Origin of the sequence: Synechococcus sp. PCC 7336, assembly GCF_000332275.1 — a bacterium.
Lineage (GTDB): Bacteria > Cyanobacteriota > Cyanobacteriia > Thermostichales > PCC-7336 > PCC-7336.
On sequence record NZ_CM001776.1, the window covers coordinates 3,571,438 to 3,592,505 of the forward strand.

The following is a 21,068-nucleotide window of genomic DNA, read 5'->3' on the forward strand; positions in this document are numbered from 1 at the left end:
CAGCCTTTGATTTCTTGGCGAAAGCAATTTTTCGAGGTCCCCATTTGTAATAGGAAGCGGAACAAATTACTGTGCTAGGCGTATCTTACAATCACTGATAATATGAGACTCTATATATTCAAGAGAAGACCCATTTCGGAAGTAATTTACGAGCTTAGCTGTAGTATCAATTACTAAAATAGTAATATTTCCGAAGTGTTTTACTTGTGTAGCCTAAGATACGAATAACACAATAATCCAGGGCAATCGCAGCTATTTTCAAACCCTTACCAGGTAAGGCATCCATACATAAAGATAAACGCTTATAGTTTTATAGGATCTAGACATCATAGGCATTCCAGAATTTAAGTGCGATTACCCTGCACAATAATCTGTTCCGCTTCCATTTAACAATTGCTGCCATCGAGCCCTTCTTAGAAGACATCACCGTCTTCCTCGATTTGGACAACGACGGCCAACTGGACGAATCCGAACCCTTCCAGCTCACCCGTCGCGGCCGAGGCAGCAACCTGTTCGACGACACCAACTTCTACTTCAGCTTCGATAATCTCGTTCCCGGCGACTACACCGTCCGGGCTATTACCCCCAACGGCTTCGAACCAACCGCTCCCCTGGGCGAATTCTTTGTCGATACCGTTACGGGCACCGGGCTGGGAGAAACCTTTACCCATCTGTTCGGTCTTGCTCGCACGGCAGAAGTTCCCAATCAGAATCCCAGCTTCTTGAGTACGGCTCCGACCCCTGTCTTGGAGGCGGGAGAGGTTTTCAGCTATCGGGCGATCGCCACCGACCCCGATGCCGATGTGCCTCGTTTCGAGCTGTCTGCCGGACCGGAGGGGTTGACCGTCGATGCCGAGACCGGCGCGGTGCTGTGGCGGCCCACTGTCGAACAGACCGGTCTCCATACCGCGATCGTGCGGGTACAGGACGGTCGCGGTGGGTTCGATTTACAGGTATTTGAAGTGGAGGTGCTCGCCCCCAACCAAGCTCCTATCTTTACCTCCAGCCTTCCCGACGCCCGCCCGCAGGTGGGCAAGTTGTTCGAGTACCAAGCCCGTGCTGCCGACCCCGATCTGGATAATGTGACTTATGCCTTAGTCAATCCCCTCAGCGGCGTCACGATTGATGCCGACACCGGTCTGCTCCACTGGACCCCCACGTCCAGCCAGCAGGGCGCGCATAACGTCACCATTCGAGCCACTGACGGTAGGGGCGGCGAAGACCTGCAAACCGTCCGCTTCGATGTGGTCGCCCCCATCCCCAATCAGCTACCGACGGTTACTTCGACCCCCCGCAGGCTGACGCGACCGGAGCAGCTCTACTCTTACGACATCCTGGTCAGCGACCCTGACGGCGACGCCCTCACCTACGAGCTGGTCAACGCTTCTGCAGGGGCCTTGCTCGATAACAATCGACTGGTTTGGAACCCCACTGCTGCTCAAACGGGCGATAACGCTTTCTCTATCCGCATCAGCGACAGTCAGGGGGGCAGTATTACCCACGACTTCGAGGTGCAGGTCAGCAACCGGGTGGTGAATCATACGCCTGTCATTACTTCTGCCCCAGAGCTGACCACCCATCTCGATCGCGACTATCGATACGACCTGCAGGGGAGGGACCCCGATGGCGATCTGCTGGTGTGGACATTGGCGAATGGACCGCAAGGAGCGGTGCTCGATCCTCAGACGGGGGCTTTGCGCTGGCGACCGACCGAAGGGCAATTGGGGATGCACGTTATCGAAGTGCAGTTGACGGACAGTCGGGGGGCTTCGGTGACTCAAAGCTACGAGCTGACTGTGCGGGGGATTAATACGCCGCCGCTAATTGTGTCTCCCCCCATCACCCGTGCGGCTGCCGGACAGACCTACGAATATCGGGCGGTGGCTACCGATATCGATAACGACCCACTCCGCTTTGCCCTCGGCGTTCGTCCCGATGGGTTGACGATTGATGCCGAGACTGGGCGGGTCCGTTGGAATCCGACTGCCGAGCAGTTGGGCGAGCATCGGGTGGAAGTGCAGGTGCTGGACGATTCGGGGGCTTTGGCTGTACAGGCATTTACCCTCGTGGTGGAAGAGGCTCCGATTAACCAAGCGCCTACTATCACCTCTACACCCATTTTTGCCAGCGATATCGATCGCCCTTACCGCTATCAGGTCGAAGCGGTAGATCCCGATTTGGGCGATCGCCTTACCTTCTCGCTCCTCGAAGCTCCCGCTGGCGTCACGATTGATGCCGACACCGGCCTGCTGGAATGGACGACTCCGGCAGTCGGTCAACACCGCATTGTAGTGGGTGTTCGCGATGAAGCAGGGTTGGGGGCCGCTCAAGGCTACGTTCTCACGGCTGCAGTCAATCAATTGCCCCAGATCTCGTCGGTGAACCCACCGCTCGAAGCGACACCGGGAATCCTGTACCGTTACGATGTCCGCGCCACTGACCCGGATGGCGGTCAACTGATTTACAGTCTCGATCCTGATTCGATTGCCCTCGGTATCACCATCGACGAGTTGGGTCGGCTGCGCTTCTTGCCGACGGCTGAGGATGTGGGTTCCCACGAGGTGGCGATCGCCATTACCGATGCGGTGGGTGGCGAAATTGAACAGCGCTTCGAGCTGACGGTGGCGGCGGATGAGTCTGCTCCGTTGGTGAATTTGATTGCGACCAATGACCGCGTCAGTTTGGGCGATCCGATTACCTTCTTGGCGACGGCGACTGACAACGTTGGGGTGGACTTGCTGACGTTGGAAGTCAATGGCTCTCCCGTGGCGTTGCAGGCGGATGGGACGTTTACGTTGACTCCTACACAAGTTGGGGAGGTGAGGGCGATCGCCTCTGCAACCGACGCAGCAGGCAATCAATCCCAATCTACGTTCACCTTCGATGTCGTCGATTTCAGCGACGGCACGCCGCCAACCGTAGAGCTGGTGGCCGCGCAGTTTGAGGAGTTCGTCACGGCACCGACAGATATCTTCGGCACGGTGACGGATGACAATCTCGATTTCTATACCCTCTCGGTTGCGCCTGTAGGGACGGACGAGTTTGTCGAGGTTTTCCGAGGGGAGTCAAACATTGCAGATGGCGATCTCGGCGATTTCGACCCGACATTGCTGCAGAACGATGCTTACACGCTGCGATTGGAGGCGGTGGATGAGACGGGGAATGTGAATGCGATCGAGCAGACGGTCAATGTAGCTGGGGGCTTGAAGTTGGGGAATTTCCAGGTGTCGTTTACGGACCTGCAGATTCCGCTGACCGGGATTCCCATTACGGTGACTCGCACTTACGACAGCCTCAATGCCAATGTCAGCGATGACTTCGGCTTCGGCACGCGCTTGGAGTTCCGGGATACGGACCTGCGCACGAGTCTGGGACCGGATGAGGTGTTCGAGCAGTTGGGAATTCGCACTCAGGCGTTTGACGATCGCACGCGGGTGTTTATTACCTTGCCGGGTGGCGAGCGTCAGGCATTTTCGTTTGCGCCCACGATTGACCCAATTTCGGCCTTCTTCCCCAATGTGGATCTGGGCGGCGACTCGACGATTTATCGTTCGGCCTTCCGGGGAGATGCTGGAGTGACCAGCACGTTGGAGATTGAAGGGGTGTCGCGGCTCTCGCGGGCAGCGGATGGGTCGTATGTCAGTCTCAATCAGGGAGCTGGACTCAATCCGGCAGATACTGACCGAGGCTTTAGCGGCATTTACCGGCTGACCAGCCGAGAGGGATTCGTCTATCGCATCGATGCTCTGACTGGCGATCTTGTCACGGTCGAAAGCCCCAACGGCGATCGCCTGACGTTCAGTGACGACGGCATTGCCAGCTCGACGGGGATATCGATTTCCTTCGAGCGAGATGCCAGTGGCAGAATTGCGGCCATTGTCGATCCCGATGGCAACCGCATCCGCTACGAATACGACGCAGCTGGCGATCTAGTCGCTGTTACCGATCGCGAGAACAACAGGACTCGATTTGACTACAGCGACGAACGAGCCCACTTCTTGTCAGAGATTATCGATCCGTTAGGCCGTTCCGGCATTCGCACCGATTACGACGAAACCGGACGCCTAGCCAGAATTTTCGATGCCACAGGCGAATCGATTTCGATCGCGTACGATCCCGAAAACGCGATCGAAGTGGTGACGGATGTCTTCGGGGCATCTACTCTCAACGAATACGACCCTCGGGGCAACCTCGTGCGCCAGCTCGATGCCTCGGGCAACCAAAGACTCTACGAGTTTGACGAGAATAACAATCGCATTGGCGAAACAATTATAGCAATCCTAAATCAGTGACATAAGAATCCGAGCTAAACTAGGCTGAAAGTCCTTCAAGCTTGAGCTCAAAGAAACCATATTTGTGAAGTTTAGGGAAATCATAAAATTGCCTCTCAATAATAAAACTAAAGAACCATTTGATTAAAGAAAAAGAGCGTAACTCATACCAACATCTTCTGAGCCAGTTTTTGGCATTCAACCAAATATCCTCTACCGGGTTCTGTTCCGGTGCATTAGGAGCCAGAAGCACACACCTTAAAGGCCATTCAGAAGCTTCTAATTCTTGATTTATTTCTCTTAGATAATCCTTCATTTCTTTGTACCTATGATAGCTTGCTCCATCCCAAATTATTAAATGCCTACTTTCTGGATTGAGAGATAGCAAATACTTCAAGAAAGAAACAGTATTTTCAGAATTTGCAACTTCGTATTCCTGTTTGATGAACTGCTTGGTTGCATAATTTATTGCTCCATAATAAGTTTGTCTTTCTCGCTCATTAATAATCGGGATTTCTATTCGCTCTTGTGTTTTACCCCAGACGTAACCACAGACATCTCCCCAGAGAAGATGACACTCATCAATGATATACACCACAAGCCTTCCAGCTTCTATATCATCCCGATTTGACTCTAAAATATCGTAGATCTCTTTATGCTTGTTCTTGACCAGTTCATCGTCCCTTTTCGGATTCTTTTTTTGAGACTTCTTCCAACTGATCCCGGCCTCCTTAAAAAGATCGTAGTAGCTTTGCTTTGACTTAAAGAAGACATTATAATTGTCTTCGATATAATTTTCTAGCTCTAGTAAATTCCAAGATTTCTGATTTTTTAGCCACTCAATAATTTCTTCACGCTCTTCTGGATTGAGATATCCTACAGAACCTCGATAACCCAATCTCAATGCTTCGACACCTCCTAGGGCGAAATTCACTTTCCACTTGCTGATAAACGGAATCGATACCCCTAGTACAATCTGAATCTGGGTTCGGCTCAGACCCTCAATCAGTATCCGAACAGCTAAAGCTCTTTTGAGCTCCCGAGGGTCAGGATTGCTTTCAATAAATTCCTCTAACTCCCTTAACGCATCACCCTCAGGTTCCTGTATATTTCTCTTCTGATTACTCTTGAGCATCTCATGCCTCCCTCAGTATCCTCCAACTTCATTATAACAATCTTGAAATTTTATAAGTGAATTAGGATTGCTATATCACCGACGAAACCGGAGCGGAGGGACGCACCACCACGGCAAGCTTCCGCGCCGATCGCCAAGTCGAAAGCATCACCGATGTCACTGGCTCCACCATCCAGTTCATTTACGACAACCAAGGCAATCTTTCCACCACGCTCGGAGTGCTTGGTGAAGAGATCGACAATACCTTCGATGAAGTTGGCAATCTCCTGACCACCACCGACGCGATCGGTCGCGTGCTCGAATATCGGTACGACGACTTCGGCCGACCGATCGGCTTTATCGACCCCGACGGCAATACCAGTGCCATCGCCTACAACGAATTCGGTTACATCACGAGCACGACCGATTTTCTCGGCAACGAAGTCAACTACACTTACGACAATCGCGGCAACCGCCTCACCGAAACCTACACCGCTACCTTCTCCGGGGGCGTCGCCGAAGAGCTCGCCATCAGCTACACCTACGACAATGAAGGCCGCATTACAGCAACTGAAGATCCGGCGGGTAACGTCACCCGCTTCGAATACGATGCCAACAACAATCTCTTGGCCCTCACAGATGCCAGAGGCCAGCGGACAGAATATGTCTACAACGATCGCAATCTCCTCGTAGAAACGATCTTTGACGACGAGACTCCCGAAGACTCATCCGATAACCTGCGCAACATCGCCCTCTACGATCGCGGCGGACGGACACGCGCTCAAATCGATGCTGCTGGCAACGCGCTCCACTACGTCTACGATGCTCTCGGGCGCGTCACCGAAGTGATTTACTCGGAAGCATCGGAAACTTTAGAACAGCTCCTTGCGGCGATCGCCCCCAACCAAACCCTCGATACGGTCGATTGGAGCCAGGTGGTCTATCCCGACGAACCACCGGCCTTTCTGAACGACAATCTGCGCGAAATCAGCGAATATTACGGCGATGGCAAAGTCAGAGCCCTGACAGATCGCGCAGGCAACCGGACGGAGTTCCGCTACGACCTCAGCGATCGCTTGGTTGAGACGATCTTTGCTGACGATACCCCTGAAGATTCATCGGATAACCTGCGCAGCATTACCCTCTACGATCGCAGCGGTCGTTTGCGCGCTCAAATCGACGCGGGTGGCAACGCTCTCCATTACGTCTATGACGAAGTGGGTCGCCTCACCGAAACGATCTATCCGACAGAGTCCGATTCTCTGGAACAGTTACTGGAGGCGATCGCCCCCGGCCAAACCCTCGATACGGTCGATTGGACGCAGGTGGTTTATCCCGACGCCGCGCCAGCCTACCTCGCCGGTAACCCCCGCATCGAAACGGAATACTTCAACAACGACCGAGTCCAATCTCAAACCGACCAACGGGGCAACATCACCGAATTCCGCTATGACGCCCTCGGTCGCCTGACCGAAACCATCCTGGCGGACGATACGCCCGAAACTCTAGTCGACAACCCCCGACTGAGAACCGAATACAACGAGATCGGCCAAGTGCTGCAGCAAATCGATCCGTTGGGTCAAGCAACCACATTCGCCTACAACAGAGCTGGCGATCTCGTCCAAACCACCTTCGACGACGGCACCACCGTTGCCGGTACCTTTAATGAAATCGGCCAAGCAATCTCTGCCACCGACCAGGAAGGCAACACCACCAGTTACGACTACGACAACTTCGGCCGTCTCACTAGCATTACTGACGCCCTCGACCAACGGACGGAATATACCTACGACAACCTCAGCCTCCTAACCGAAACCACCGATGCCAACGGCATTACCACTAGCTACGACTTCGACAGCTTCGGTCGTCGCACCGGTATCGAACTGCCCGAAGGCGAAGAGGCCAGCTACAGCTACGATGCCAACGGCAACCTCGCCACCTACACCGACTTCAACGGCAACGCCACCCGCTACGAATACAACGCCCTCAACCAACTCGTCACCACTGACTTTGCCAACGACGCTGATGTCACCTACACCTACACCGATACCGGCCAAATCGAGACCATTACCGACGGGCGCGGCGTCACCCGCTTTGAATACGACCATCGCGATCGACTCGTCTCCCGCACCGACCCCGATGGTTCTTACATCCGTCCCGGTGGTCCCACCATCGAATACACCTACGACGAAGCCAGCAACCGTACTTCCGTCAGCACCCCCAACGGCACCACTACTTACACGTTCGATGCTCAGAACCGTCTCGAAACGGTCACCGATCCCAACCAAGGCGTCACCACCTACCAATACGACCTCGCCGGTCGCCTCACCCTCACCGAATTCGCCAACGGTACCGAGGAACGACGAGGCTACGACAATCTCAATCGCCTCACCCGTCTCACCACTGTCCAAATCGACGCCGAAACCGGCGAAGAGACCGTCATTGCTGGCTTCGAATACACGCTCAACAATATCGGTCATCGCCTACAAATTACCGAACATGACGGGCGCATTACCCAATACGAATATGACGATGTCTACCGCCTCACCCAAGAGCGCATCCTCGACCCAGACGACCCCACCAACGACGGTCGCACCATCGACTACACCTACGACGCCCTCGGCAATCGCCTCACCCGTATAGATTCGCTCGAAGGGCTGACCACCTACGCCTACAACGATGACTATCAACTGCTGCAGGAAGTCCGCAGTCTAAATGGCGATGTCACCAACACCATCACCTACAGCTACGATGCCAACGGCAATCTGCTCAGCCGGACGAGTGACACTAGCGGCACGACTCGATTTATCTGGAACGACTCCAACCGCTTAGTTGGTGTAGAGCTGCCCAATGGCGATGAAATTAGTTACATCTACGACCAAGCAGGCATTCAGGTCAGCAGCACCATCAATAGCGAAACCACGACATACGTAGTCGATAGCAACCGGCCTTTCGCTCAGGTGCTCGAATCCATCACCAGTGACGATCTCGTACAGATTTCCGTCTTTGGTTTGGACTTGATTGCTCAGTTGCAAGGGGACCAAAGCTCGTTCTTCCATACCGATGGCTTGGGTAGCACTCGGGTTGTGACTGATGGCGAGGGCACTGTTCAACAGGAATTCGACTACTTGGCCTTTGGCGAGCTGTTGGGGGCTCGCAATGCCGAGCAGGTGGATAACTTATTTGCGGGAGAGCAGTTCGAGCAGGAATTGGGGCTCTATCATTTACGCCAGCGCTATTACGACCCGAGTACGGGACGCTTTATCAGTCGCGATGCCTTCGAGGGCTTTATTACCAACCCGATTAGCCAGAACCGCTATCTCTATGCCAACGCCAATCCAGTTACCTACACAGACCCCAGCGGCTTCTTCAGCATTGGCAATGTCAGTGCTGCTTCAGTGGCTAGGGGAACGCTGAGTGTCATTTCGAGCCCGCAATTTTTGCTGGGTGCGGGGATTGGTGCTGGGGCACAGGTGACTGGCGACTTTGCTCGAGGAGAGCGCTCGACAGTATTGGGAGTTTTAGGGGCGGCAGCATTTGGGGGGTTGGGCTTTGTCTTCGGTCCGGCACTTGCTGGAGCTCTGCTTAAGAGCGCTAGTGGGACAGTGGGTCTTAGCTTGCTGGTCGCCAATGGTTTAGCAGATTCTTTCAATACGCTGCGAGCAGGATTGTCTAGTGGCGATCCTTTACGGGCATTTGCGGGTGTCACCTCTGCCCTTTTAGATTTCGGATTACTGGATGGTGCTCTCAACCCGCGCTCACTACTGCGCAATCCCTTGAGGGGGGCGAGAGGGTTCGCGCGATCGATCGGCGGGCTATCCGATAACATTGCTAGGCAAGGTGGCGATCTTGTCGATAACATCATCGGCAACATACTCGACAATGGCCGCAATGCAGCCGACAACGCCTTGGATGGTGCTCCTCCAACCAGGCCCGACACGATTCAGTGCTTTGTTTCAGGAACACATGTTCTAACTCCACATGGTAAGACTGCGATTGATAGTCTTCGACCAGGTGATTGGGTAATTTCTTGGGACGAGGAGACTGGGGAAGTTAGTCAGCGGCAGGTAACGGAGTGGTATGAACGACAGGCTCCTGTGATTATCGACTTGTTTATTGGCACGGAGAAGATCTCTTGCACACCCGAACACCCCTTCTGGGTTAAGGGACGAGGTTGGATGCGGGCTTCGCAGCTTACTGTTGGAACTATCTTGCAGACGCGGGCTGGAGAGCCCGTTTCCATCGATGCTGTTCGTAAGCATGATGAGCCTACCAATATCTACAATGTTGAGATTACTGGGCTCCACACTTACTTCGTTTCGAATCTGGAAATCCTGTCACATAATATGTGTGGAGGCACAAGTCTTGGAGGCAAGATAACAGGAGATCCCGATATTGTTGCAAGTAAAGCACGTATTGCTGCGGATCCTACAAATCCAAATAGCCTGAGTGCGCAAGCTGAGTTGAGCGTTGCAAAACAGTTACGCGCCGAGGGAGAGAATGTTCATTTCATTGACGATAGCCTTAGTCAAGGTCAAGCAGGGCCAGGACTAACCAATGACTTTACGCTTCTCAATAGTGGAGTTCAAGCTGATGTCAAGCGTTTATCAGGTATAGGAAGAAATGCAGCGGGTGACTTAGCTAAAGGAGTTCGCCAAGTTGGTTCAGGCGGTCAAGTTCTTGTTGTAAGAGCATCTAACTCTCAAAATACATTAGCTCAGTTCCAAGATTTTATTAACAACTTCACTCCTAGCATTCCAGGTGTAACTTTCCGGCTATTTGATGAGAGTAGTCTACCAAGATAAGGCAATTCTAAAAATGACAGAATTATGTTGTACTATTTCAGTTGAGAGAATTGACGAAGCTTCCTTAAATAAACTTCTGCATACTAAACTTGGAAGCATGCAATTTTTAGGAGTCCATATTGTTGTCGAGGATCGGAGTGAGGCTTATTCATACACGAGGAAATTCATGGAAGAGCAAGGAATTGAGGAGCCAAACCCTATTCTTAGAAGCCTACAACTTAATGAATTTAATGTCGATATTGATATTTTCTGCTCAGACAAATATTTCGGAGCCGCTATTTTAAATCATCTAGCTGATGCGATTGGCTGTATGGTATCTATTGAGATGAAGACTCGAGTATTAGTAACATTTGCTAACCAGGAAAATCCCTTCTGCATGTTTAAATCTGGAGATAGAGTAAAGGTCTTTATAGAAGAGAATAGGGAGCTATTCACTGGTCAATCTTGGAAGCCAAGTTTCATGTAAATATTAGTAGGGTATGGGTGCCTAAGCCGAGGGATCCCTCCCCTTGTGAATTCCGGAAATTATGGCTGCTCCCGTTCCGGAAATTAGGTTCCACTCCAACAAAGGTACGATTACTCTCAGCCATGTGGATTGTCAAGAGCAAGCGGCATTCTTCATGTCAACGCTCAAACATGGTTCGTACCCTCCGGTAATGAACCTGAACCATTTGCTTGAGAAGTCCTCGACAATCAGCCATTCGTAGTCACCTCGATAACATCATCGGCGGAATACTCGACAATGGCCGCAATGCAGCCGACAACGCCTTGGATCCCACATTTATCAGGTTGTGCTAGCACAAAAATATTTTCCGATATTTAGCTGAAACCTATACACAAAAGGGGGTTCAGTCATTAAGCCTCAATCGTAAGTCCACAAATCCTCTGATATCTCCACTACTTCCAAGCCCGCTTCTATTAAGAATATTCTCAATAAGAATAGGTTAAGGGAGTCATGCCGTAATATGAAACCTAATTGCTCATATTGATGAGTAAAATAATTCGAAAACTACCTCACATAAAATCATTTTAATTCTCTGACTGCCTGCTGAATGTGGGTTGGATAATGCAGGAGAGGGACTTTGGTTCAACGTGATGGCTTTCGGTCGTCGCACCGGCATCGAACTGCCCGAAGGCGATCGAGCCAGCTACAGCTACGATGCCAACGGCAATCTGCTCAACCGTACGAGCAGCATTAACGGCACGACGCAATTTGACTGGAACGACTCCAACCGTTTGGTCGGGGTGTTGCTGCCCAATGGGGACGAGATTAGCTACGTCTACGACACAGCAGGCATTCAAGTCAGCAGCACCATCAATGGCGAGACGACGACTTACGTGATCGATAGCAACCGGCCTTTCGCTCAGGTACTCGAATCCATCACCAGTGACGATCTCGTACAGATTTCAGTCTTTGGTTTGGACTTGATTGCTCAGTTGCAAGGGGACCAAAGCTCGTTCTTCCATACCGATGGCTTGGGTAGCACTCGGGTTGTGACTGATGGCGAGGGCACTGTTCAACAGGAATTCGACTACTTGGCCTTTGGCGAGCTGCTAGGTGCTCGCAATGCCGAGCAGGTGGATAACTTATTTGCGGGAGAGCAGTTCGAGCAGGAATTGGGGCTCTATTATTTACGCCAGCGCTATTACGACCCGAGTACGGGACGCTTTATCAGTCGCGATGCGTTTGAGGGCTTCATTACCGACCCGATTAGCCAGAATCGCTATCTCTATGCCAACGCCAATCCGGTTACCTACACAGACCCCAGCGGCTTCTTCAGCATTGGCAATGTCAGTGCTGCTTCAGTGGCTAGGGGAACGCTGAGTGTCATTTCGAGCCCACAATTTTTGCTGGGTGCGGGGATTGGTGCTGGGGCACAGGTGACTAGCGACTTTGCTCGAGGGGAGCGCTCGACAGTATTGGGAGTTTTAGGGGCGGCAGCATTTGGGGGGTTGGGCTTTGTCTTCGGTCCGGCACTTGCTGGAGCTCTGCTTAAGAGCGCTATTGGGACAGTGGGTCTTAGCTTGCTGGTCGCCAATGGTTTAGCAGATTCTTTCAATACGCTGCGAGCAGGATTGTCTAGTGGCGATCCTTTACGGGCATTTGCGGGTGTCACCTCTGCCCTTTTAGATTTCGGATTACTGGATGGTGCTCTCAACCCGCGCTCGCTACTGCGCAATCCCTTGAGGGGGGCGAGAGGGTTCGCGCGATCGATCGGCGGGCTATCCGATAACATTGCTAGGCAAGGTGGCGATCTTGTCGATAACATCATCGGCAACATCCTCGACGGTGGCCGCAATGCGGCTGACAACGCCTTGGATGGTGCTTCTCCAACCAGGCCCGACACGATTCAGTGCTTTGTTGCGGGCACAGCCATTCTGACTCCGCAGGGTAAGACCGATATTGACAGGCTCCGGCCAGGTGATTGGGTGATTGCTTGGGACGAGGAGACTGGGGAAGTTAGTCAGCGGCAGGTAACGGAGTGGTATGAACGACAGGCTCCTGTGATTATCGACTTGTTTATTGGCACGGAGAAGATCTCTTGCACACCCGAACATCCTTTCTGGGTTAAGGGGCGAGGCTGGGTAAGGGCATCCCAGCTTACCGTTGGAGCTGTCTTGCAGACGCGGGCCGGGAAGTCCGTTTCTATCGATGCTGTGCATAAGCGTGATGAAACTACCAATATCTACAATGTTGAGATCGACGGACTCCATACTTACTTCGTTTCGGATTTAGAAATCCTGTCACATAATATGTGTGGAGGCTCGAATAATGCACCTGATGGTTCAAGCAGTGGTATTCCTGGAATTGATAGACCTTTCCGCTCAGAAAACCCTGATTTTCCAGCAAATTCACAGATAAAAGACCTTTTTGATGATCCAAACTTTCAAGATCTTGTAAACACTCCAGGCTGTGATTGCAGCGAAATAGCCGAGGTAATTGCTAGTGCTTCTGGGACGGCTGGGGAGATCATCACTTTTCAGCCAAGGGATACTTCGCCATTTGCAACTATTGCTGTCCCGGAGTCTATAGATGGAGTAATAGTTCCTCAGGATTTTGTTTACCACACAGTCTTTACCGATGGACGGTTCGTTTACGATCCAAGGCTATCTAATAATCCGATCCCGTTAGGTGATTATAATAGACTAATCAATCGCCTTAACCCAGGCAACATCAGGATTGTACCTGGTTCCTAGAGGTTGTTCTATAGTTTTAAAGGTTAGCTTAAATGATAGAAGGTAATCCTGTGGTCTTTCTGTTGTCGCAATTTGGCAATATCAAAAACTGTCGTATTGCACCGAGCCTCCATAGTGAAAGCAAAGAAGCTATTTGTTATCCACCAAGTGTGACTTGTTGGTATAAAGAACCAGTAGATGAAATTGACATTTCCTTGCTTAAGCAAAAAATCTCAGATTTTCCTGGAAGATTTGCTTGGATATTAAAGGAAGAAAGCCCTAATTGTTGGATATTATATCCAGAGTTTCTTGATAAGATTTCTCGACGAATAAATGAGAATATCCGTGGTTCAAGTGCTTATGTGATGAAAAATGAACCTGAATTAGGTCGCCACTCCAATCGTGAGTTTCGGGAGTTGATAGCTTTTTTATTGCATGAAATAACAGGAGAGTATAGCTAGTGAAACATAAATTAATAGCTTCGACGATGTGGCCGATATCCTCGTCCCCGGTAGCTGACGTTGGAAGTCAATGGCTCTCCCGTGGCGTTACAGGCGGATGGGACGTTTACGTTGACTCCCGCACAAGTTGGGGAGTTTGTGGCGATCGCCTCTGCAACCGACGCGGCGGGCAATCAATCCCAATCCGTACTGACTTTCGATGTCGTCGATTTCAGCGACGGCACGCCGCCGACGGTGGAGCTAGTCGCCGAGCAGTTCGAGGAGTTCGTCACGGCACCGACAGATATCTTCGGCACGGTGACGGATGACAATCTGGACTTCTATACCCTCTCGGTTGCGCCTGTAGGGACGGACGAGTTTGTCGAGGTTTTCCGAGGGGAGTCAAATATTGCGGATGGCGATATCGGCGACTTCGACCCGACGCTGTTGCAGAACGATGCCTATACGTTGCGCTTGGAAGCGGTGGATGAGACGGGGAATGTGAATGCGATCGAGCAGACGGTCAATGTGGCTGGCGGATTGAAGTTGGGGAATTTCCAACTCTCTTTCACCGACCTGCAAATTCCCCTGACCGGGATTCCCATTTCAGTGACTCGCACCTACGACAGTCTTAATGCCAGCAGCAGCGACGACTTTGGCTTTGGCTGGCGTTTGGAGTTCCGCGATACGGATCTGCGCACCAGTTTGGGACCGGACGAGCTGTTCGAGCAATTGGGAATTCGTTCCCAGACATTTGACGATCGCACTCGGGTATATATCACGCTGCCGGGAGGCGAGCGGCAAGCATTTACATTTGCGCCGACGATTGACCCGATTTCGCTCTTCTTCCCCAATGTGGATTTGGGGGGCGATCCGACGATTTATCGCTCGGCTTTCCGGGGGGATGCTGGGGTCACCAGCACGTTGGAGATTGAAGGGGTATCGCGGCTATCGCGGGCGGCAGATGGTTCGTATGTCAGCCTCAATCACGGGTCTGGGCTCAATCCTGCCGACACCGATCGCGGCTTTAGCGGCATTTACCGACTGACCACTCGCGAGGGCATTATCTATCGCATCGATGCGGTCACTGGCGATCTGCTCACGGTGGAGGATCGCAATGGCAACCAGCTCAGCTTTAGTGATGACGGGATTGTCAGTTCCACCGGTCAGTCGATTTCGTTCGAGCGGGATGGGCAGGGGCGGATTGTGTCGGTGGTGGACCCGGCTGGGGAGAGTATTCGGTATGAATACGATGTAGCTGGGGATTTGGTTGCAGTACGCGATCGCGAGAACAATACGACTCGATTGGACTACAGCGACGAGCGGTCTCACTTTTTAGATGAAGTTATCGATCCTCTGGGACGCAGGGGAATTCGTGCCGAATATGACGACTCGGGACGCCTCAGTCGCGTCTTGGGCAGTGGCGAGCAAACTGTCCAGATTGACTACGATCCCGATAATTCCGTGCAAGCAGTAACGGATGCTTTAGGGAGATCGACCACATCTGTCTACGACAATCGCGGCAATATTCTGACTACAATTGATGCCTTATTAGGCGAAACTCATCGCACCTATGATGACGATAATAATCTGCTGAGTGTCACCAATGCAGAGGGCGAAACTCAGCGCTACACCTACGATGATCGAAATAACTTATTGACGGTTGAGGATGATTTAGGTCATACTCTGCGGTTTACCTATGATGATTTTAGTCAGATTGAGAGTTTGACCGATGCCCTCGGTAATACGACTCGATTGACCTACGATAGCCGTGGCAATACAACTTCCATCATCGATCCTCTCCAGCAAGAGACTCGCTATTTTTATGATTCTCTCGGCCTGAGAAACCAAAAGACAGATGCACTCGACCAAACCACTCAATACTTCTATGATGCTCGCGGCAATCTCGAGCGCACTATCAACCCGTTGGGCGATTTAACTACCTATACCTACGATGCAGAGGGGCGTATACTTTCCGCATCAAGTATTCAAACCTCGGCATCTGGAGAGGTTCGCACAGTAGAGACTATCTACACCTACGACTCCGAGGGACGATTGACTAGCAGGACCGATCCTGAAGGACGGACAGATCGCTATGAATATGATGCTGCCGGTCAGTTGGTGGCAGAAATCGATGCCCTCGATCGCCGAACGGAATATATTTACAACGATCGTGGCTTGCTTGAAAGGATTGTCTACCCGGACGACACACCAGATAATCTGGACGATAATCTAACGACTTCATATGTCTACGATGCAGCCAATCAAATCATTACTACAATTGATCGTGAGGGGGTGGCCACCCACTTTGAATACGATGCCCTCGGTCGTCTGAAAAGTACGATTTTTGCCGACGATACACCCGATGAACTGAGTGACAACCCCCGTCAAATCACTCGCTATGATGCTGTGGGTCGGGTGCTGGATCGAGTGGACGAATTGGGCAACAAAACTCAATCCGAATACGACACAGTTGGCCGTCTATCTTTGGTACGCGATGCCCTCGATAACGAAACCACTTATACCTATGACAGTGGGAATCGCTTGACTTCTATCACCGATGCATTGGGGCGGACCACTCATTACACCTACGATGTGCTAGATCGCCTGATTTCTACTGAGTTTGCCGATGGTCTGATTCAGAACAACACCTATGACGCCCTCGATCGCCTAGTTGCCACAGAAGATCGAGCGGGGAATTCCACATCTTACGAGTACGATGCTCTCGGTCGCTTAACAGCAGTAGAAGATGCTCTAACACAACGAACTACCTACACCTATAACGAGCTGGGCGATTTGTTGCGGGCGGTGGATCCGAATGGTCATGCCACAAATTACGAATACAACCTGCTGGGCCAAGTCACTGCGACAGAACTGGCTCTCGGTCAGCGCAGTGCTTACAGGTATGACTCCGTCGGTAATCTCGTCGAGCTGACTGATTTCAACGGCAACGTCATCACTTACGATTACAATACCGAAAATCTCCTCACCCTCAAATCCTTCGAGGATGGCTCCAGCGTTGCCTATACCTATACAGACGATCGTCAGCTCGCGAGCATCGACGATGCGCGCTATGGCCTGACGCAATACGAATATGACGAACGGGATCGTCTCACCTCTTTTATCAATGCTGATAATCGTCAAATTAATTACACCTATGACGACGCAGGCAATCTCACCAGCCTTTCAGCTCCGTCTGGCAACACAACTTATCGTTACGACGATCTCTACCGTCTTGTAGAAGTTACAAACCCCAACGCCGGAACGACATCATATAGCTACGACAAAGTCGGCAATTTAGTCCGTGCCGAGCTGGGCAACGGCACGATCGAAACCTCTAGTTATGACGATCTCAACCGTCTCCTTTCGCTGCAGCAGACCAATGCTGAGGGCGAACTGTTCGCCCGTTACGACTACACTCTCGATGCAGTAGGTAACCGTACTAGTGTGACTGAACTAGATGGTCGGCAGGTGAATTATACCTACGACTCCATCTACCGCCTATTGAACGAGTCCATTATCGATGCCGTCAATGGCGATCGCTCGATTGCCTATACCTACGACCTCGCAGGTAACCGCCTCACCCGCACTGACTCGGTGGAAGGGCTTACCCAATATACCTACGACAAGCTCAATCAACTGTTGACCACTGTCGATGCCGATGGTGTTCTAACCCAGTTCACCTATGACGACAACGGCAATGTCATCCTTCGAGAGAATCTTTTCGAGCAGATTGGCTACACTTTCGATGCTGAGAATCGCTTGGTGACTGCCGATATTCAGCGGGATGGGGAGCAACTGCTGGCTCAGTATGTCTACGACGATGCTGGGATTCGCGTGGCCTCAATGATTGATGGGCTGGAGTCTCGCTATCTAGTCGATCCCAATGTGGCGTATGCGCAAGTGTTAGAAGAATACGGTGCTGATGGTGAGGTGAACACATCGTATGTCTATGGCATTGCCCAGAGTGATTCGAACGGGGTGGCGTTCTTTCATGCTGATGGATTGGGTAGCAATCGGGTGTTGACGGATGTTAACGCAGAGGTGGTGGCTGAGCTAGATTACGACGCCTTTGGGCGGGAGTTATTGCAGGAAGGGGCTGACACAGAGTTCCAGTTTGCTGGAGAGCAGCGAGATGACACGCTGGAGCTGGATTACCTACGGGCGCGGTATTACGACCCGGATTTAGGGAGGTTTATCAGTCGCGATCCGTTCTCTGGATTCTTGGATGACCCATACTCACAACATAAGTATCAGTACGCCCACGGCAATCCGGTAAACAACACTGACCCCAGTGGGTTATTCACACTCTCTGAAAAAGCAAGTGCGACTGTAGCTGCCAGTATTTTGTATGCGATTGCTTACACCACTCTGGTAGTGAATCAAATCTCGCTATCATTCGAAACCAGCCAAGCACTGAATAATCGCTTTGTAGACACTGACGCTTTTACACCGCCACCTGTGGCGGGCTTCCCTCGATGGATCCGGGATATACTTGACAATATTCTGGGCAGAGGAGAAGGAGTTTCTTTACCGACAGATCTCCCTCCCACAGATCTCGGTGAACCGGCGCGTCCTTTCCCTGGCAACCCAGCAACCCCCGATGAGACTACTCCAGATGGTATCGACAAACCTTTTGACCACTGTAGTGGTAGTAGCGGCGGCTTAAACTCTACAAGCACCAACCCAAATAATGCTCTTGTTCCACCGCCTACTCCATCAAATACTCCTATTTCAATGGATGATGCATTAACACTAGCAGATCAGTTCTTGATTCAAGGTGTCTCATCTAAAATAACAATTATCGAGCAAAATTCAGGTATTCAAGTAATCCAAACTTTTGTAGACTCCCAAGGTCAAAGTATTACAAGAAGAGTAGGCTTTGATGTGAATCTTAATTCAAGCCATGTTCGAGCAATGGGAGGGCCACATCTTAATTTGCAAACTCAAATTAATGGTGTTATACAGAGAGGAAATCTAGCAGACCCTCATATCTCGATCAACCCAAATACTGTTAGACCAGGAGATTGCTAGCATGAACATATTATTTAATGGAAATCTAGAAAACCCGGAAGTGGATATTTCAGACTCAGCCTCATCGTTGAGAGAGATAGGAAATTCTCTATTTAATATCGATATAGAAATTGAGTTCATGTCGAGTCAGGAGAAATCAGAATTCTATCCAGAAAATCTTGAAAAGCTAATTTTCAGAAAGGATATAACCACAGATAAGTCAAACTTGTTAAGTATATTAATTCATCAAAATAACCTTTTAATTTCAGGCACGGATGTTGCCCTTCGTAAGCTAGGACAGTCTTTTCTAAATTTTTTTGATGAAACTTGCAAAGAAAATGAGCATATCCATCTTGATTACTATGAAGGTAATGACCTCATTGCTCCTACAAGCTGCAGTTTGACGATCACATGCAGACACAAATAATCTAGATCCTGATTTAGAAGATGAACTTCTGGATCTATTCGATGATCTACCCAGCGCTAGACCCGATAACCCAAGAACAAGAAACCCTTCAAGAGGAGCAAACAGGAGAGATCGCCAGCAGATTGACGCGATAGCTAGAGAAAATAATCTTGACAGGAGAGATTTTGGTGACTTTCTTGAAGAACAAAAAAGAGCAGAAGGTAGAGGTGGTGCTGATAATTTAACCTTCGATGAACTTAGAGATTTAGCAAACGAGTATTTAGATTTATAGGATATTTAAAATGACTAAACTTAATTTATCATTAAGACTTAGAGGAGAACTTCCTACACTTAAAGAAACAAACAAAATATTAGGAATACAAGCATCAAGTTTCTACCAAAAAGGAGAGCTTGTTGGCCGGAATAAAAAGAGAACTCAACCTCATGACGTTTGGATACTTAATCTCACACCTAATCTAGATCATAATAGCTCTATTACCGATATTGAGAATGATTTATTAGAAGCTATTACCAGCCTAGAAGCCGTATTACCTAGGCTTGAAAGCTTTAATATCAAAAGCTTTGAGCCAGAAATATATATTTCTTTACTACAAGAAAGTGATCAAGGTGGTTTTAGATTACCCTATCAACTTATTCAAGTAATAGCTAAAGTAAACATCCCAATGACAGTCTCTGTTATAGCAATTTAAAATAGAACTTTCCCGAGGCTGATCCTGATACGAATACGATGCGGCTGGCGATCTAGTCGCGGTAACGGATCGCGAGAACAACACGACTCGATTTGACTATAGCGACGAGCGAGCTCACTTCCTAGACGAAATCATCGATCCCTTAGGTCGCTCTGGCACTCGCGCCGACTACGACGAAAACGGGCGCTTAACCAGAATATTCGACGTGGCGGGTGAGTCGATTTCGCTAACCTACGATCCTGAAAACGCAATTGAGATTGTAACGGATCCCTTCGGAGCCTCCACCCTTAACGAATACGACGAGCACGGTAACCTCGTTCGCCAGATTGATGCTCTGGGTAACCAAGGACTCTTCGAATTTGACGAGAATAACAACCGCATCAGCGAAACCATCGTCACTGACGAAACAGGCCCCGAAGGTCGGACGACTACAGCAACGTTCAGTGCAGATAGTCAGCTTGAAAGCATAACCGATGTCCTCGGCTCTACCCTCCAGTTCTTCTACGATAACCAAGGCAATCTTGTCAGCACGATTGGGCTTCTGGGCGAAGCATTCAATAGTACTTTCGATGAAGCTGGCAACGTTCTCACGGCTACTGACGCGATCGACCGCTTTTCCGAAGTGCTCTACGACGACTTCGGTCGCATTGTCGGCTTTGTCGAAAACGGCAATACGAGTGCTATTACTTATGACGAATTTGGCTCCGTCAGCAGCATCATCGATTTTCTCGGCCACGAGATTAGGTACACCTACGACGGTCGCGGCAATCGCCTCACCGAATCCTACTCACTCACTCTGGCTGAAGACGTCACCGAAGAACTAACGACTAGATTTACCTACGATGCTGAAGATCGCCTGATTGCAATTGAAGATCCCGCTGGCAACGTTACTCGTTCGGAATATGACGCTAATGGCAACCTCATTGCGACAGTCGATGCAAGAGGGGAAAGAACCGAATTCGTCTACGACGCTCGCAATCTCCTTGTGGAAACGATCTTTACGGACGATACGCCTGAGGATTCATCCGATAATCTGCGCGCGATCTCCCTCTACGATCGCGGCACTCGAGCGCGCGCTCAAATTGATGCCGATGGCAACGTTCTTCACTACGTCTACGACGCTCTAGGGCGC

9 protein-coding genes and 1 pseudogene are annotated in these 21,068 nt (G+C 50.6%); 9 read left to right on the forward strand and 1 reads right to left on the reverse strand.

The window, feature by feature from the left end; all coding sequences use genetic code 11:
- Nucleotides 1-440 precede the first annotated feature (440 nt).
- A complete protein-coding gene (locus SYN7336_RS17035; protein ID WP_017327146.1) occupies nt 441-4,292 on the forward strand; it encodes a putative Ig domain-containing protein in 3,852 nt (1,283 codons plus the stop codon).
- A 19-nt stretch (nt 4,293-4,311) separates the two neighbouring features.
- On the opposite strand, the gene SYN7336_RS17040 is transcribed toward SYN7336_RS17035, so the two are convergent.
- On the reverse strand, nt 4,312-5,406 hold the full coding sequence (locus SYN7336_RS17040) for an IS630 family transposase (protein WP_017327147.1): 1,095 nt from the start codon (nt 5,404-5,406) through the stop codon (nt 4,312-4,314).
- A 218-nt stretch (nt 5,407-5,624) separates the two neighbouring features.
- On the opposite strand from SYN7336_RS17040, the gene SYN7336_RS17050 reads away from it, so the two are divergent.
- The 8 genes and pseudogenes from SYN7336_RS17050 to SYN7336_RS33080 form a co-directional block, all read left to right on the forward strand.
- On the forward strand, nt 5,625-10,190 hold the full coding sequence (locus tag SYN7336_RS17050) for a polymorphic toxin-type HINT domain-containing protein (RefSeq protein ID WP_017327148.1): 4,566 nt from the start codon (nt 5,625-5,627) through the stop codon (nt 10,188-10,190).
- Between the two features lie 166 nt (nt 10,191-10,356).
- Nucleotides 10,357-10,656: a hypothetical protein gene (locus tag SYN7336_RS31115; protein ID WP_156820199.1), complete on the forward strand. Its 300-nt coding sequence runs from the start codon at nt 10,357-10,359 to the stop codon at nt 10,654-10,656.
- A 629-nt stretch (nt 10,657-11,285) separates the two neighbouring features.
- On the forward strand, nt 11,286-13,388 hold the full coding sequence (locus SYN7336_RS17060; protein ID WP_227498530.1) for a polymorphic toxin-type HINT domain-containing protein: 2,103 nt from the start codon (nt 11,286-11,288) through the stop codon (nt 13,386-13,388).
- 32 nt (nt 13,389-13,420) lie between these two features.
- Nucleotides 13,421-13,828: a hypothetical protein gene (locus tag SYN7336_RS31120; protein WP_156820200.1), complete on the forward strand. Its 408-nt coding sequence runs from the start codon at nt 13,421-13,423 to the stop codon at nt 13,826-13,828.
- Between the two features lie 60 nt (nt 13,829-13,888).
- Complete coding sequence (locus SYN7336_RS26415; protein WP_017327151.1) at nt 13,889-18,841, forward strand: RHS repeat-associated core domain-containing protein; 4,953 nt, start codon at nt 13,889-13,891, stop codon at nt 18,839-18,841.
- 1 nt (nt 18,842) lies between these two features.
- A complete protein-coding gene (locus tag SYN7336_RS17070) occupies nt 18,843-19,247 on the forward strand; it encodes a hypothetical protein (protein WP_017327152.1) in 405 nt (134 codons plus the stop codon).
- Between the two features lie 281 nt (nt 19,248-19,528).
- Nucleotides 19,529-19,936, forward strand: a complete 408-nt coding sequence (locus tag SYN7336_RS31125; protein WP_156820202.1) for a DUF4279 domain-containing protein — start codon at nt 19,529-19,531, stop codon at nt 19,934-19,936.
- A 40-nt stretch (nt 19,937-19,976) separates the two neighbouring features.
- Nucleotides 19,977-21,068, forward strand: a pseudogene (locus SYN7336_RS33080) (hypothetical protein); the annotation flags it as partial.